Origin of the sequence: Undibacterium parvum (genome assembly GCF_003955735.1) — a bacterium.
In the GTDB taxonomy this organism is placed as follows: Bacteria; Pseudomonadota; Gammaproteobacteria; order Burkholderiales; family Burkholderiaceae_D; genus Undibacterium; species Undibacterium parvum.
The window spans coordinates 2,248,118-2,265,056 of sequence record NZ_CP034464.1; the positions used below are offsets into that span (position 1 = coordinate 2,248,118).

Here is a 16,939-nt window from a genome sequence, read left to right on the forward strand (position 1 = left end):
CGGCTTGTGGCTTGGTTTCCTTGGCCTGATCAGGTTTGGCGTTATCGACCTTTAACTGATTGTTTCCGCTGTCATTGCCAGGCGCAGCTTTGCCGGACTCAGCCCCCCCTTGACCGCAGGCTCTGCCTGGCTCTTGACGGCAGGTTTGGCGGCGGCTTCCTGCTCGCTTTTCATGGCCTGATTAAGCTTGCCCTGGTCCGCCTTCAATTGCTCGGTACTCGCCTTGCGTTCAGCGGCAGATGGCACGGCAGGCTTGTCATTCGCCGATTTGGCGGGCAAATCGTCAGTCGTTTTGGCGCGTGGCTTGCCATCCGGTTCCGGTTTGCTGCTCTTGTTTGGCATATCATCGGTGGTCTTGGAGCCGGATTTTGGCGGTGCTTTCTTCGATTCACTTTCACCGGAGGCGCTCATTTCTATGCCTATCGCGATATCCGATTTTTCCGCCTTGATCGTGCTCAGGCGACCGTCGATTTTGCTGCCCTGCTCGCCCTTGATGGTAGCTTCCTGGCTGACGATTTCCTTGGCCTTGACGCTGACCTTGCCGGACGAGGATTGTATCGATGCCGTATCGGAATCTACCGACTTAGCATAGGCTGCGTTGCCACCGATTTCACCGGATTTTTTGCTGCCTTCGCCGCCCGATTCTGCGCTGACACTGGCTTCAACGCCAAATGAGGTGCTGGTTTCGGTGTTTTTGGCGGCACTCAAATTAACTTTGCCGGCCGCGCTGACGGCAACGTCGCCGCTCGCTTTGATTTTGGTGCCTTCGAAGTTGGCATCTTTGCCGGCACTGATCACGATACCACCGCTACCGGCGTTGACGCTGCCGGTTTGCGCCTTGCTGCTAGAGCTGTTTTCCTGCGCATAGCCCAGACTCGCTTCGCCGCCCTTACTTTCTTTGCTGGTTGACAGTTCCAGGCTGGCATTGGCGCTCTTGCTGCTGCTTTCCTGGGTATCGCGTGCCGCTTTCATCTCTACCGTACCACCGGCGACGATGCTGGCTTGGTTGTCGGCGTTCAGATTGGTGCCTTCAAATTTGGCATCGCCTTTGGTATTGATGATCAGGTTACCGCCGGCATTGATGCTGCCGGTCTTGGCAGTGCTCGATTTTTCGCGGTTGTCGTTACCTTGATATTCAGCGCTCAGACTGCCGCCGACGGAACCAATCACATCAACCTTGAGTTCAGCGCTCATTTCATGCGAGCTATCGCTCTTGCTCGTGGTGTCACGTGCGGCCTGATAGTCTAAAGAGCCGGCATTGAGGGTGGTGTTACCACCGGATTCAAATTTGGCGCCTATCAGCGTAGTTTTTTCGGTCGAAGTCGAACTGATGTCGCCACCGGCTTTATAACGGCTGGTGTTGGCAGTGGTGCTGCTTTCGCTTTCGCCCTTGATTTCCCCTTCGTACTTGGCGCGGAAACCTGCTCCTGCACCGTTATCAGCACTGCCTTCGCCTTTTGCATCGCCGCTGGCACCGGCGCTGGCACCTGCACCTACGCCTAATTTCACGTCATGGCTGGAGGAGCTGGAGCTGGAAAATGACGAGTCGCTGGCATCGATTTCCTTGATTTCACGGGCACTCTGAGTGAAATTTTTCTTGGCATCGATTTGCGTTCCCTGATCGACGATGGTATTTGTCGCAGTGCGGCTAATGCTGCCACCAGAGCTGAAACTAGAGGTTTTTTGCGTGACGGAACCGGAAGAGCTCGATTCCTGCTCGTTCTTGTAACGCACACCGGCACTGGTATCAGCTTTGGCTTCCGCATTGCCACTGGCGCTGGCCGGATCACCGTTTAGCCTAAGTTTGCCGGCATCGGCCTGCGCACTGGCTTCGGCACTGACTTTGCCATCGATATACAGCCCGGCCGTATGCGTGGTTTTGGAACTACTTTTGAGTTCTATATCCTGCGCGGCCAGAGTCACGATGTCTTTACCACTGATATCGAGATTGCCGTCGGCATGTACATCGGCGCCAACGAAGAGCGCGGTGTTTTCTGCCGCAATTTTCATCTTGCCGCCAGACTTCAGGCTAGAGCCGCTATTGGTGAGCTTGTATTCACTGGTTTTTTCATTTTCCGTACGCGCCCCGAATGTGGTGGTGCCACCGGCTTCCGCATTTGCCTTTGCCTCGCCGGAGGCGTTCGTGCCTATCGTGCCAGCCTTGGCTTGTCCGTTGGCGCCGGCCTTGGCGGAAGCGTCACCTTCGTTGTAGATGCCGACCGAGGTGGTGGTGGTTTCGGTGTTGCTCCATGTTTCGTTGCGGCCAGCCAGTACTGCGATTTCCTTGGCTTCCAGCGTCATGTCACCGCCACTTTCCACGTTCGAACCCTGTACTGTCAGCTTGCCATCGGTTTTTGCCTTGAGGTTGCCGTTCACCTTGAAATTCGAAGCCACGCTGGTGTTGGAGCCAGAGCGTGTCGTGCTGGTGGTGACTTCCGACAGCTTCAGATCGGAAGTGCCGCTAGCACCTGCTCCGGCATCGGCATTGGCTTCGGCGCTGGCATAGAGGTCGCCGTTTTTCTTGCTGTCACCGGTCTTGGCGCCCGATTTCTTTTCACCGGCATTATCCATTTTCAGGTAAGTCGTGGTTTCGGTACGGGTGGTGGTGCGCTCTTCGTTGAGGCCATCGAGTATGCTGATGCCTTTCTTGGCGTCAATCTCGGCATCTCCCTTGATATCGACATTCGAGCCTTGTACCACCATTTCTTTTTCCGCCTTGATCGTGGCATTGCCGCCGACATTCAGGGTAGAGCCGAAATTTGTGCCCTTAAAGCTGTCGGTCGTGACTTTTTCCTTACCTGCCAAGCCGCCGCCTACCCCGAGACCCGAGGTAGTTTCTTCTGAATGCACGGTGGTTTTATCCTGCCGCGCTATCACGTTGAAGCTGCCGCCGGTATCGACTGCCAGATCGCCCTTGACGTCCACGCTGCTACCGGCAATCGTGGTGTCACCGCCACTCTTGATGCTGAGATTGCCGCCGCTGTTGAGTTTTGAACCCAGATTATTTTCCGTCGTTGTGGTGGTGCTGGAGCGGGTGTTATGCAGCAGATTGCCTGACGAGGAATGCGTGGTGTCGGTGGTTTTGTCGACGATGGTGTCAAACGTGACATTGCCGCCGGCCGCCAGCGAGGCATTGCCTTTGGCGTCGACATCGGCACCTTTGACGATGATATCCTGCTTGGCATCAAGCGAGAGGTTGCCGGTGGCGCTGATGCCAGCGGTTTTACCGATCACGGTCGCGTAGTTTTCGCTATTGCCGTCGCCCTTCGCCAGGGTTTCATTCCTGATGCTGCCTTCAGTGGAGGTGAGCGATACATTGCCGCCAGTGATGGTGCCGCTGGTATTGCTAATATCACCTTTGGAAACCACGCTCAGTGATTCGCTACCGCTGATCGTACCGCCGGTATTGCTCAGCGAGCTCAGGTTCATTTTGACATTGTCGCCGGAGATCACCGCGCCGCTGACGATGGCATCGCGGGTCTTGCTGGACAGGTAGACCACCGGTGCCAGCACTTTTTGGCCGGCAACCGTGGTTTCCACCATCCACACCACATCTTCTTGCAGGTTCTTGATCTGATCGGCGCTTAGTGCCGCGCCGAAAGTGAAGCCGGCGCGCTTGCCTTCGGCCAAGGCCTGATCCATCAGGCGTTGCATCTGCCCCGCTTCATTGCCGTAGCCCTTGAGGATATTGCTGCCGGTCTGGTTGATTAGTTGCTGACGTATCAGATAGGCTTCGTAATTGGCGTCACCCAGACGTTTGATGACGCTGTCGGGATTGTAGCCATAACGCTGCGCCATGTAATCGGAACCGACATAGTTGGAACTGACATGGAACAAGGGATTGGTCTCGACCAGATACTTGCTGCCCGGTGCCAGATTAGGCACAAAATAACCGTTAGGGTTGGAAGGCAGAGTGATCAGCAGACCGCCGAAATGAATCGCCGGTTTGCCTTGTGCATTGGTGACGCCGGCGACGCCGGAACCGAGGTTTGCGCCGTTTACCGTGCCGCCCAAGGCTGTGCCATTACTGCTATCGGTACCGGTGACGGCACCGCCCAAAGCGCTGCCGCTGGCGCCGCTTTCGTTTTTCTTTTTGGTCGAGACCGACAATGCGGAACCCTGATTGACCAGCGCGAAACCGGAGGCATTCAAATTGCTGGCGAAAATGCCAGCGCCTATATTGCTGATTTGCGACTCGCCATTGACGAAGCTTTGGTTATTTCTGGTGACATGATCATCATAGGTTGCCGGTCCTAAGGCGATCCAGTGAGTGAAAATTTCCCAGGTGTTTTTATGCGATTTCCGGTTGAGTGCCAGATCATTGTTGGTAAATTGTGCGCCAGAAATCGCACTGCTCAGGTTGACCGTGGAACCCGAGATCACGCCGCCGGTGTTATACGCGTTGCTGAAATCGACGATAGACAGGCTATTGGCCGCAATGATCTGCGGTTTAAAACCAGGTTGGCCGCCCTGATAGTATTGATGTGATTCGCCGTCACGGTGCCAGTACTGGGTCTGTTTATCGTCAGCGCCATCTTTATAGTTATCGGTCGAATCATGTACGTCGCTCCCCCAGTTGATAGCGGTCCAGGCACGGGTATCGCCGCCGGCCACTTCGTTGCGGAAGGTGTTGGCGGAGATCCGGATGTCACGTCCGGCTGTGACGGTATGGTCATTGACGAAGGTGTTTGCCGTGATGCTGATATCGCGGTCTGAATCTATCGTGCCGCTGATTGCGGCATTGGTAAAGGTGGCTGGAGTTGATGCCGTCAGCTGATTGCCGGCATATAGGGCACCGGCATTGTAGAGATTGCCGTCGCGCGCGATCAGCGTGAGATTGTTGAGCGCCGAGTATCCGCCGGTATTGCTGTTGCTGACGGAACTGGCGGAAAACGTCAGGTCACCACTGGAGTGCACCGCACCGTTATTGCTAAAGCTGTTGGCGAGCCTGATGCTGGCGCTGCCGCTACCGGAATTGACCGCAACGATGCGTGCAGCGCTGCCGCCGAAAGACAGCGAATTGGCGTTGATAGTCATGCCCTTGTCAGAACTGAGCATGCCGTTATTGCCTATGCTGAGCGTACCGAGGTTAAGGTAGACGCTGTCGCCCAACAGAATGGCGTTGTTGCCTAGCGTTAGATCCATGCCGTTGCCGCCGCCGTTCCCACTTAGATCCATCAGACCACCGGATTGCAGGCGGCTGTTATTGTTCAGGGTGTAAAACGTATCGCTGCCGCGCACGGTCAGTGCGCCGCCTATCAGCAGATTGGCGTTGTTGGTGAGGGTATTGGCTACGGTGATGCTGGCCGCCCCAGCCGATTGCAGCGTGCCGTTATTGCTCAGGCTGTTGGCCGTGATACTGCCGCTACCGGCGGCCGTGCTGGCCAGGTTAAGCGTACCGGTATTGCTGATGTCGCCGCTGGCGCTGATGCTGCTGGCGGCGTTGCCAGCCTGCATATTGCCGCCATTGTTCAGGCTGGCCAGGCTCAGGTCCAGTTGATCGCCCAACAGACTGGCACCGGCGTTATTGTTGAGGGTGATCGCGGTGCCGGCCAGATGTAAGCGGTCACCGCTAGCGTTGCCAGCCTGCAGGTAAGCGCCCGACTGATTCGTGACGCTCAGGGCGCTACCGTTGGAGGCGATGTTCAGGTCATCTGCCGCAATCAGTTTGCCGGCGTTGTTGAGGCTGTTGCCACTCAGCTTGAGATTGAGATCCTGGGCTGACTGGATGACGCCGCTGCCCGTATTGCTGAGAGTGGCTACATTGAGCGTGCCACCATAGGAGGCCGAGGTTGAGACCAGCAGTTTACCGCTATTGCTCAGCGCGCCAGTGCTGATGTTGCTGCCCTGATTGGCTTGCAGGGTGCCGGTATTGCTTAGGCTGGCCGAATGGACAGTGAGGTCATCGGCGCTCAGCAAGGTACCGTCATTGCTTAAGGCATTGCTGACATTGATGGCGATGCCGGATGTGCTTTGCAGGGTGCCGCTGTTAGTCAGGGTGCCGGCGCTGATATTGCTATCGCCGCTGCCTCCGGTGGCGAGCGTCAGTACACCGCTATTGCTCAGCATGGCGCTGCTGCTGATACTGCTGCTGGCCGTGCCGCCCTGGATGGTGCCGGCATTGTTCAGGCTGGCCAGGTTTAGGCTCAGTTGATCGCCCAGCATATAGGCGTTGGCCGCATTGTTGAGGCTGACCGGGGTGCCGCCTAGATTCAGGCTGTCACCGCTGGTATTGCCAGCTTGTAGATAGGCGCCGGTTTGGTTATTTACGCTTAAACCGCCGCCAGTCGATGTCAGGTTCAGGTCATCCGCGGCGATGATCTTGCCCGAATTGCTGAGGCTGGCGCCGGACAGCGTGATGTTGAGATTTTGTGCCGATTGGATCACGCCGCTGGCGCTGTTGTTGAGGCTGCTGACACTCAGCAGACCGGCGTGGCTGGCTGAATCAGAGGCGATCAGTTTGCCGCTGTTATTGAGTACGCCGGTGCTGATGCTGGCGCCTCGCGTGGCTTGTAATGTACCGCTATTGTCCAGGCTGGCCGAATTGCTGTTCAAGCCAGCCTTGGCCAGCAGGACTCCGGAGTTAATCAGCGCATTGCCGATCGCCAGCTGCATCGCATTATTTGCCTGTACGGTGCCGCTGTTGTTGAGGCTGGCGAGCGCCAGGCTGATGTCATTGGCCAATACGGTGCCGGCCTGGGTATCAAACGTGGCTTTGCTAGCGCTGATGCTTAGCGCGTTGCCGGCCTGGATCACGCCGCTGGCGCTATTGCTGACGACCAGCGCTGAGTTGGCCGCTGCAATGTTCAAGTCATGCGTTGCCAACAGCTTGCCTCTATTGCTCAGGCTGCCGCCGATATTGATGTTGAGGTCTTCCTGTGACTGCAGGGTACCGCTGTTGTCGAGCGAATTCAGGTTGAGGCTGGCGGATTTTCCGGCGGTAGTCGAACCTGTCAGGGTTCCCGAATTGTTCAGGCTGTTGGCTTGCAGGCTGATGCCCGCGGTGGCTTGCAGGTTGCCGGTATTGATAAAATTTGCCGCTTTGGCAGTGATGTTGGTATCGGCTAGCAGGCTGCCGGTATTCGTGAAATTTTCGGTGCTGCCATTGTTCTGGTCGGCGATATCGAGCGTGCCTGCTGCATGTATGGTGCCGGAGTTGAGCACGTTGGCGTTGCTACGCAATATCAGGCTGCCGGCGTCGGCGGTCATGGTGCCGGCATTATTGATGCCATTGCCGGCATTCAGGCGTAGCGTTCCTGAGCTGCTTTGTATTCCCTGGGTGGCGCCAGCGCTGGTGCTGATGTTACCGCCACTGGAAGTTAGCGTCAGGTCGTTGTTGGCACGCACCGCTGCGGTAGCCAGGTTCAGATTGCCAGTCGCGCTTAAATCGAGGCTACTACCGGCATACAGGGTAGCACTGCCGCCCGCTATCGTCAGACTGCCAAAATTACCGGATAAGGCCTGCCCTGCCCCCCATACTGCGCCGTCTATCGTGGCATTGCCAGTGATGGCCAACTTGCTGTTGCCACCGGCAAAACGCATTTTGCCAGCGCTGCTGGTATCGCTCAGGCTGGCAGCGCTGAGCGCGAGCTGATTTGCGGCATATAGTTCGGCTTCGCTGAGCTTGAGCTGCCCAGCGGTGGTAATTGCCAGGTCATGCTTAGCCGATACTTTGGCGCTGCTACCATTCAGGAAGACATCTTGAATGCCGCTATTCGAACTGCTGTTGATGCTGGCATCGCGTGCCGCGCTGATGGCTGACTGCAGCTCTATCTTGCCGGCGCTATTGATGCTGAAATCATCAGCGCTGGCGGCGGCGTCGCCTGCCATGCGTACCCCCACGCCCGCTTCGGTCGCGATGATGCGGATACGGCCGGCATACATGCCGCCAAGCGTGGTGGAATCGAGCGCATAAGCTGGTGCTGCGCCTTCACCGGCGAGTGGCTGACCTACGCTACGGTCGGCATAATTCCAGCTATTGCTACCGGTAGTGATGCCCAGACTGCCATGGCCCAGGGTATTGATCTTGCCGTTGACTTTCACCGAACGCGCGACGATATCGAGGATCTGCTGGCTGCTGGCATTCGCGCCCAGGCCTTCGATCAGTACATCGCCGCGGTTGACGTTAAAGCCATTCAGACTGCCGTCAGCCGCGATATTTGAGGTGCCGGTCGTGAGAGTGACGCGGTCGGTATTGATGAAGCCGCAGCCGTTACAACTAATTCCGTTCGGGTTGGCGACAATGACGTCGGCTTTGCCGCCCAGTACTTCGGTGAACCCGGCCAGGGTACTGCGATTGGTCGACACCACTTCATTGAGAATGATCTTCGCTTCCTGGACCAGGTTCAGGTTGGAGATGACCTGCCCGGCCAATTGCGACTGGCGTGAGACCAGGCTGTTGTTACCGTTGTTGAGCACCACACCTTTGGTCTCGACATCGTAGCGGGTAAATTTATTGTGCGACAAACCTTTGGCATTGGCAGTTTCGATATTTACTACCGGCACGCCGTTGGCGGAAATATAGGCGTTGGTCTTGCCGCTGGCGGGTACTGCCGTGGTCGATGCCAGTTCGGCCAGTGCCGGCAAGGCGCTCAAGCCCGAGGCGAGCAGCGCGGCCAGCATGGCTTTGCGGGCGGCGCGACCACTGCCCTTGCCACGGCCTTTAGCGGTTTCAGCGACAGCAACCCAGGTACCAGTGTGTTCATTCCAAATAACGCGGTGTATTTTATTCATGATATTTTTTACATTGAGTAAGCAAGGCGGAACCAAGTCTGGCTTGATTCTCTGGTCATGGTGGCTGGCAAGGCCAGTGGTCTGGTATTGATCAATTCCCAGGTAGCGCCGCGCCAATTGACGGCGATGCCGACGGCCATACCGGCCATGTGCCCTTGCGGAATGTTAGCGGTGCGATTTTTTACTTCGCCCAGGTCATAGCCCAGATAGATGCGGCTGGACATGCTCTCTCCGCCCAGTATCAGTGGCTGACGTAGCGAAAGTTCATTGCGCCAGTAGTAGCCGTCGTCGCCGGCCAGGGTGTTATGCACGAAACCGCGTACCGAATACAGCCCGCCTATGGCGATTTGTTCTGAGCCGTACAAGGTCTGCTTGGCCTTCTGGCTGGTCAGCTGACTGGTGAAGCTGGCGTCTTTATCAAACAGACGCAGCGGAAGGGAGTAGGCAAATCCTGCCTTAAATTTGGCGAACTGTGCGCGTGCCGCCCAATCCGGCAGGTAGTCCGGATCATGCAGGGCATTTAACTTATCCAGGCCCATGGCGTAACCGAAATCGAGAGAGATAGTCCCACCGGCGAAGCTGGTGAACAGATTGCTGTCGATATCGAGCACGGTCAGGGCGCGGCTGCTGACGCCCAGGTACTGGTCGTGCAGAAAATTTTTCGCGTCTTTGGACGTCAGTGTCACCGCCATCGAGGCGCGACTGGCTTGATCGCGGTACAGGATACGGTCGAGACGTATGTTGTCAACGCGGTTGTCACCGTTGGAAATCAAATCTAGTCCGCTAGGCACACGGAGCGTGCTGACATAGCGTGAATAGCTGCTGCTCATGGAAAAGGTGGTGTAGCCGAACGGGATATTCAAGCCAAAGCTGTCGCTGCCCGAGAATTTTTTATCTTGATTGCCCGGTACGGTTTCCCTGTGCGTGAGAAAAAATAGTTCGTTGAAGCCCAGCAAGTTATCGACGCTGGCATTGAACGCGGCCTGCTGTTTGCCGGTTGGTTCCGAACCTTGATTATCCAGCGAGAGCGTGGCGTGCCAAGGCGAACGAGGCTGATTGTGAATCACCACTACGCTGGCGCCAGCTTTTTCGCCGGGCTGGATATCGAGTTGGGCGTTGTTCGAGGAGAGCCGGTTGATCTGGTCTATGCCCTGTTCCAGATCGCGCAAATTGAGAATGTTTCCAGCTACCCCGGGTAGCACGTTTTGCAGTGAGACGCTGTGCGCATCACCGTCATCGACAATGATTTTCTCGACATGGCCTTCGATCACAAGAATTTCCAGATGGCCCTTGCTCAAGTCTTGCGGTGCCAGGTAGGCACGGGTGCTGATGTGGCCGCGGTCGATATAGCGCTTGGTGATCTCGCCCAGCAGACGTTCGAAATCATCGATCTTCAGGCACTGGTGCGTAAATGCGCTGGTGATGCCGTTGCGCGTCCATGACGAGAGCTGGTTCGCGCCGTTGATGCTAATGCTATCAATCTGGCGGCAGGCTGCACCGAGCGCTGGTACGCTGATTTTTGGCTGTAGTGCTTTGGTATCCATGCCCTCCGATGGGTCGTTACGGCGGCGTGCTTCGTCCTGATCGTGTTGCAGGCGCAGTTGTTCCTGACGCTGGATCTGATCCAACTGACGTTGCGCGGCACCGATATCTACTTGGCTTTGTGCAAAGACGGGATTTGATAGCAGGGTGCTTAGGATAAGACCCAAACCTGATAGCTTAGCAGGACGGGAAACGGCGGATGTGACATTGCTTCGGCTTTTTTGATAGAGCCGGAAACAGGTAAGCAGGTGATGCACTTATTTCTCCTATGTGGTTTGAATACCGATATGCCGCAATCGGCATGCCGCTAAGACTGGTGTTGAGCGCTGAAATGAAAAACCGGGAAAAAATGCTGCCAAACCTGACGCAGTGAACCAGGCATCTTTAATGTGAAAAGGAGTTTTTTCAAAAAAAGTATTTCTGTTTGAAAAAAACAGAGCGATTATAATTTAGTAGTAAGAATTTTTCCATGCGGAAATAACTAAATAGTGCGGTATCTAATTCTATTTTGTAGCTATTTAACAGTAATCAACACAATCAACTTACGGCATAGTGCAGGGGATGATAAAAAATCCCAACTTACACGAGCGAAGCCCTGAGCAGAAGGACAGCTTAATCATCGATTTGGTGGTCAAGGTGGCCGGCTGGCGTAACCGCGAAGCCCATAGAGAAGCGCAAAGTCAGGGCCGCAACGTGGTGTTTGAGGATTACCGCCTGCGTATCGCCGGGGTCATTCGCGATTATGGGTTGACAGAGCGCGCGCAAGCACCAAGCGATAGCCGTAGCATGCATGGCTGACTAGTGTAATTTGGCAGCCTTGCTGCCTGCCTCTATATTTTAATCGCAGCACACTGCGCATTGATCAGCTTAACCGCAGTCGCGACCCCATTTTCTGCTTGCATGGTAAGCGCCATTTTTTCAGCTTGTTGTGCCATCTGCGGGCTGTTCAGGACGCTTAGAATTTGCTGGGCTAATTTGGCGGCTGTGAGGCTACGGCGTCTGAGCGGCTTGCCGCCTATTCCTAGGTCTTGCAATTGTTTGCCCCAGAATTCTTGCTCGTCAAGGTGCGCCACCACGATCGATGGCTTAGCGGCCAGCGTGGCTGAGTGGGTGGTACCAGCGCCGCCGTGATGCAGCACCGCCTGACAATGTGGGAACACCAGGTGATGCGGCGCCGCGCTCAGGTACAAAATATTCGCGCTGTTTGTGTAGCCACATTCTTGCCACAAATTAGCTTGAATGATGGCGCGACAGCCGGCCAGTTTGGCGGCTGCCGTGAGCACTTGCAAGCTCTGGCTTTGACTGCCTAAGTCTTTCACCATCATACTGCCAAACGTCATGTAAACCGGTGCGTCACCGGTCTGCAGAAAATGCTGCAAGTCCCCGGACAATTGACCTTCGAGTGCGACATTAGGCATGTCGAGAAAGCCGCAGACTTGCACATGCGCTGGCCAGTCAGGCTGGCGTACTGCGATGGTAGGGCTGACGCCGATTAAAGTTAATTGTTCTGAACTCCAGACCTTGCTGAGCAGGTCGGGGCCAGCCGGCATACCTAGCTGTTGACGTAAGCGATTCGGGTATTTACTGAGCTGCAGTTGTAGCGTGGTTTTCACTAGCCACCAGCCCAATCGATTGCCCCATTGTCCGAGCGCAGGGAAGCCTAGTGGCGGCAAAAATTTTGTCGCAATCAGGCTGTGCACAAACATCACCGTCATATATGGTTTTTTGGATTTTTCGGCAGCGATTTGTAAAGGATGCAGAAAAAAATGACCTATCAATACATCAGATTCCTGGCACAGCGCTTGCGCCGCCGCCAGCATCGCCGCTTCGGCGGGTGCGAACAGTGTGCTAAAGATGAGTTTTAATTGTCTGACCGCATTGCGGGTATTGAAAATTTTTAAAGCCGCTTGTGCGCCTTCGGCTGGATCGGCGATCACCGGCGAGGCGACCATGATGATCTTCACGCCATGCTCGTTATCCATGCCCTGGTACTGCGCATGGTCGACGCAGGTAATCACTAAAGTGACCTCATGGCCCGCCGCTTGCAAGCCTTGCGCCAGCGCCAAAAACGGGCGTATGTCGCCATGACTGCCCCAGGTTTGCATACCGATTTTCATACTGATTCCCGTGTCGTAACAAGCAGCGCGACTAAGTGCGCGACGTGCTTTATTTTAACCGTTGGGGATTTGCAGTGGGAGGATGAGACGAGCTTAACCAGGATTTTTTCAGAAATCCAAAAAGGGAACTTCTAAAAACCAAGGAACCGTGATGATTGCGACTCACAAGGAAAAGCTTTGCCGCAGAGGCGCAGAGGACGCAGAGGGAAAAAAAGATTTTCTCTGCGTCCTCTGCGCCTCTGCGGCGAGAAAAGTTTTTGTTTTTAGGTTTTTAGAAGTTTTCAAAACACTATGCGCAACATCCCATGCGCCTTTCAGGCCGATATCGGCTTGCGAGGTCCATGGATATTGCGCAATAGTTTTTGCAATGATGGTTTTGGTAACTATTCAGTCTACTAGGAGCACGACGAAACAAACTAAGACCTCTCAACGCTGAGACGCCGAGGAAAAACGGGGAACTACATTGCCGTTCTCCGCGTCTCAGCATCTCTGCGGTGAGGTGTTTTGACTTTCTTTATAGTCGGCGGAATAGTTACTGGTTTTGTATAATTTAAAACGGCCACACTGGTGTCGCCACGCTCATGTCTATTTTCTTAACCGCAGAGACTTTATCTGGCGTCACTTTATACGCGTAAAACAAGGCTGGCTCTACCGCAAAAGCATAGCTGGCGACCTGCGCTGCGGCAGTCGTTGAGTAGCGTACGCCCCACAGGTCGAACGTTGGACGCTGGTCGCGCTGGGTGATCCAGGATAAGGCGATCAACATATTGTCGTTACCATCCACGCTAGGACGAGTGGCGTATTGACTATAGCCGAGCTTGTCTTTATTGGCGGCCCAATCAGCCCGTGCAAACTGGCGCTGATGCAAGTACAGCAGCGTGACGATATCCCAGCCGCGCGCCTCGTCGTTGACTCTGGCATGCCAGTAATGTATCCACTGCATGTAGAAAGCCATGCGTTCGCCGTTCTGTGTGGCGTAGGCGTCCGAGCCCCAGATGCTCTGATAGCGGGCTTCCAGCGGATCGGCATTAGTGCGACCGGCATTGATCATATCGAAGGCAGAACGATAGCCTACATGATTGGCGACATAGGTATTCTTTTCATGCAGCACACGCCAGTTCATCCTTAGCGGGAACAGATTATTCGACACTTCACCGCTACGCCCTCCATAGATATTGAGTAAGCCTTGTTGCTGATTGTGGCCAAGCTCATGACTCTCGCCCCAACCGCGTGGATTCACGCCCCAATCCTGATCGTAGGGATTGCCCGAGCAACCATTACCGCATGCGGCAAAATCGTCGGAATTAATGTGCTGGGTGCTAGGGCCGCGGTGCATCACGGCATCGGTACAATTCCAGGCCAGACCGTTGCAAAAAGTTTGCACGGCGGCGGGTAGATCGAGACCTTTCAATGCATAACCAGCCATGCGGTAATCGCCTTCTATGAGCAGATCGCGTAGCTCATCGAGATAACGCACCATATCGTTACCATAGTCTTTCTGTAGCACGTCCTTCATCTTGGCGACCTTGGTATGGATTTCGGCGCCCGGCATCTTGATTTCAGCCCAGTCAAATTGACCATTGTTGAGTGCGGCAATAAAGGCCGCCTTATCGCTACCAGCGCTAAGATCAAAGTAAGGATGTTGCGCTACACCGCGTATCCTTAGGGTTACGATCTGGCCGGCAGTAGCGCCGCTAAATTCTAGCTGCATGGTGCCGCCGTAAGGGCTGTTCACTTGTAAGGGGCTCGCTTTCGCCAGGCGCATTGCCGGGCTGGCCAGATAGCGTGGCCGGGTATAGGACGTCGCGCCCAGGTAACGGGTCGAGCTCACGCGTTGCGTGTTGAGGCGTAAGGCCACCGTGGCGCTACCGGCATCGATTAATTCTATCTGCAAGGTTTTACCAGGCACGGCAAAGCGGCCTATCGCGGTAAAGCCCTGATCGGCAGGTAGGCTGATGCTGATGGTTTCATCACTGGTGGAAACCGGCAAAGTGGCGGCGCTTTTACTCAGGAAAGAACTCAAATCAGTTTGCGCCACACCCAGTGGACGCACATAGGCCACCAGCGCATCGGCCACCAGCGCTTTCTGAAACTCTACCGGCTTACTGGTTTTATCGACCGGATAAACGATTTGTTTGCGCTGCACATCGGCCCACAATGCCAGCAAGCGTAAGCTCGTGGTATTCGGAGTGGCGAACAGGTTGCGACCGCTGCGGGTGAAATTATCGATTTGCTGACGCAGCGACTCGATCGGTGTCATCAGGTCTTTTTGTAGATCGGGTACATTGTCGCAGTTAATCGAGCCAACATAGGTGGTACAGGCGCTCCAGCCGTAGTCAGTGCGCCAGCTATTGTTGGCGATACGATTAATCAAAGCACGGCTATCGGCAAACTGATCAAGCTTGGCCAAATTGTCGGCTTCGCTGCGGCCGGCTGCCACTAAGTCATTGCTGAAATAATTGCCGGCATAGCCGCCCATTTGTAAACCCATGCCACTCAATATCTGGCGACCGGATTCGCTGTCACCCCAGGTCTTGGTATGCAGATAAAGTACCGGCTTGCCAGCGCTAACCCAGGCGCGTACGCTCGCCTCGGCACTGGCATTGGCCAACATATCGCCTCCTAAAACCAGCAGTTTCGCGCCTTGATTGCAGTTGATATCGGCAAACAAGTCACAACCGAGGCTGGTGGCTGTCACTCCTATTTTGGTCAATCCGGCCAGACCATTGCTGGCGTTGATACCGGCCCAGGCAACTGGCAAGCTGGCTGGCAGCGCCAGAGTCGCGTCGCCCAGCACCAACCAGCTCAGCAAGCGTTTAAACGCAGGCGCATGGTTCAGATTATTGTTGTTACGAAATTGCTCGAGCACGTTGGCACCATAGCCTGCGCTACGGCCATTGCTGGCAATGCTGATACTGGCCAGTGTCTGTCCTTTGTCGCCGATAATCCAGGGTGCCGACAACTCGGTATTGAGTGGTAATAAAAATTGACTGTTTTGGGTAGGCGCGTATTCGCTACTGACTCCAGCGACCAGAGTGCTGATACGTTTGGCTTGCTGATCGGATAATTGCGCCACAAAATCGCGAGCGGCTATCGATATCGGTGCGGCATCCGTGATAGCACTGGCGTCTCCTGTGCGCAAGGCCAGGTCTAGCGAACTGTCCGGTGTCGTCACTACCGGCGGTGTGATGGTTCCAGTCCCAGACGTGGCAGGAGTGCTGCCTCCGCCGCCACCGCAGGCAGCAAGCGCACTCAATAGTGCGATAGAAAAAAATCTGAGGAGCTTGGGATGTGGGCGCATGAGGAGTAGTTAATTTATAGGTGAAATTTTGTCACTGGAAAAACACGGTATTTTCTTGTTGCACAAAAATCCTGGCAAATGTAGCACGGCACAATTGGATAAAGAGATTTTCGATTCCGACTAAGAGGCGCAGCGAATAGTGCCCATTGTGTTGATTTTGGGCAATTGAAGATTTTAGCCTAAGCCGATTTGGCAAAAAATCGAAAGAGTGTAAGGAGATGTAAAAGCCCGCTAGCGAAGCCTAAGCTTTAGTGCGGATGGCTGGACGCACGCGCATATTCTATGCGGGCTGCAGGCCGAAATAGGCTGGCAAGCCGCATGGAATATGCGCCTTGCCAGCTATTGGTAGTTCAATGAGTAGCGCCAGTGGGGGATCAGGCGAGAGTTTTTATTAAAGTATCAATGTTCCTTAAAAACCACTAATGGATCGGTAAGCTGGTGGTGTTTTTAACTTCTTCCATCACCGCATAGGTATGGGTTTCGCGTACCCCATTGAGTTGTAGTAACGATTTACCCAAAAACTGGCGATAGGCATTCATGTCCTTGACTCTGGCCTTGACCAGATAATCGAAGCCACCGGCCACCATATGGCATTCCAATACTTCCGGTACCGCCTTCACACCGCGTTTGAAGGATTCGAATACATCGGGCGTGGTGCGGTCTAGTACCACCTCGATAAACACTAGCAAGGCCACGTCTAGCATGTGCGGATTGAGTTGCGCGGTGTACGAGAGGATGTAACCGGCCTCTTGTAATTTGCGGACCCGCTCCAGACAGGCGGCGGGCGACAGGCGGACCCGCGCCGCCAATTCCACGTTACTCATGCGGCCGTCGATTTGTAATTCGGCCAAAATTCTTTTACTGATTTTGTCTAGCATAAGAAATTCCTTAAGGGGTGAACGTACGCACGCCAGCTCTGGGTATAGGCTGCGTGACGCCTTATTCAAAAAAATGAGGAATCGAAGATGAATGTTTTGCCGGATGGGGCTTACATGCATGCACATCAAACCGGAATCTTTAGGGCTTACGCAAAACCGCCCCAGCGTCCTTGTATCCGCCTTGCCGTACTAATGTAAGTCTTCGGCGGCACGCCTAGCTGGGACAATTTTGCGTAAGTCCTAATTTTGTTTAACTAAGTATGAGTAACGCAATTTGCGTGCCAAGCATTTTGGGTATGGAGGAAGAGAAACGCCGCTAATTCCCACGTCTACCAGCTTCTGCCAGCGCCAAAATGAGGCGCAGTGCT

At 54.8% G+C, this 16,939-nt stretch carries 6 protein-coding genes; 1 reads left to right on the forward strand and 5 read right to left on the reverse strand.

Annotated features, from left to right (window positions below; translation table 11 throughout):
• Nucleotides 1–51 precede the first annotated feature (51 nt).
• The gene (locus EJN92_RS09790; protein ID WP_126127646.1) at nucleotides 52–8,733 is read right to left on the reverse strand and encodes a two-partner secretion domain-containing protein; all 8,682 of its coding nucleotides are present in this window, start codon (nucleotides 8,731–8,733) and stop codon (nucleotides 52–54) included.
• Between the two features lie 8 nt (nucleotides 8,734–8,741).
• A complete protein-coding gene (locus tag EJN92_RS09795; RefSeq protein ID WP_126127647.1) occupies nucleotides 8,742–10,532 on the reverse strand; it encodes a ShlB/FhaC/HecB family hemolysin secretion/activation protein in 1,791 nt (596 codons plus the stop codon).
• Nucleotides 10,533–10,836: 304 nt separating this feature from the next.
• On the opposite strand from EJN92_RS09795, the gene EJN92_RS22125 reads away from it, so the two are divergent.
• The gene (locus tag EJN92_RS22125) at nucleotides 10,837–11,073 is read left to right on the forward strand and encodes a hypothetical protein (protein WP_194074976.1); all 237 of its coding nucleotides are present in this window, start codon (nucleotides 10,837–10,839) and stop codon (nucleotides 11,071–11,073) included.
• A gap of 32 nt (nucleotides 11,074–11,105) precedes the next feature.
• Here the strand turns inward: EJN92_RS22125 and EJN92_RS09805 are convergent, their stop codons facing one another.
• The 3 genes from EJN92_RS09805 to EJN92_RS09815 all read right to left on the reverse strand — a co-directional run bounded on the left by EJN92_RS09805 (nucleotide 11,106) and on the right by EJN92_RS09815 (nucleotide 16,571).
• Nucleotides 11,106–12,392: a glycosyltransferase gene (locus tag EJN92_RS09805; RefSeq protein ID WP_126127648.1), complete on the reverse strand. Its 1,287-nt coding sequence runs from the start codon at nucleotides 12,390–12,392 to the stop codon at nucleotides 11,106–11,108.
• A 550-nt stretch (nucleotides 12,393–12,942) separates the two neighbouring features.
• Nucleotides 12,943–15,693: an ImpA family metalloprotease gene (locus tag EJN92_RS09810; protein ID WP_126127649.1), complete on the reverse strand. Its 2,751-nt coding sequence runs from the start codon at nucleotides 15,691–15,693 to the stop codon at nucleotides 12,943–12,945.
• 419 nt (nucleotides 15,694–16,112) lie between these two features.
• Nucleotides 16,113–16,571 carry an Lrp/AsnC ligand binding domain-containing protein gene (locus EJN92_RS09815; RefSeq protein WP_126127650.1) on the reverse strand — a complete coding sequence of 153 codons (459 nt, stop codon included), beginning with the start codon at nucleotides 16,569–16,571 and terminating at the stop codon, nucleotides 16,113–16,115.
• Between the last annotated feature and the right edge of the window lie 368 nt (nucleotides 16,572–16,939).

Coding starts and splice junctions, on each gene's coding strand:
- EJN92_RS09790 (WP_126127646.1), bottom strand. CDS start 8,733: ATGAATAAAATACACCGCGTTATTTGGAATGAACACACTGGTACCTGG.
- EJN92_RS22125 (WP_194074976.1), top strand. CDS start 10,837: ATGATAAAAAATCCCAACTTACACGAGCGAAGCCCTGAGCAGAAGGAC.
- EJN92_RS09805 (WP_126127648.1), bottom strand. CDS start 12,392: ATGAAAATCGGTATGCAAACCTGGGGCAGTCATGGCGACATACGCCCG.
- EJN92_RS09810 (WP_126127649.1), bottom strand. CDS start 15,693: ATGCGCCCACATCCCAAGCTCCTCAGATTTTTTTCTATCGCACTATTG.
- EJN92_RS09815 (WP_126127650.1), bottom strand. CDS start 16,571: ATGCTAGACAAAATCAGTAAAAGAATTTTGGCCGAATTACAAATCGAC.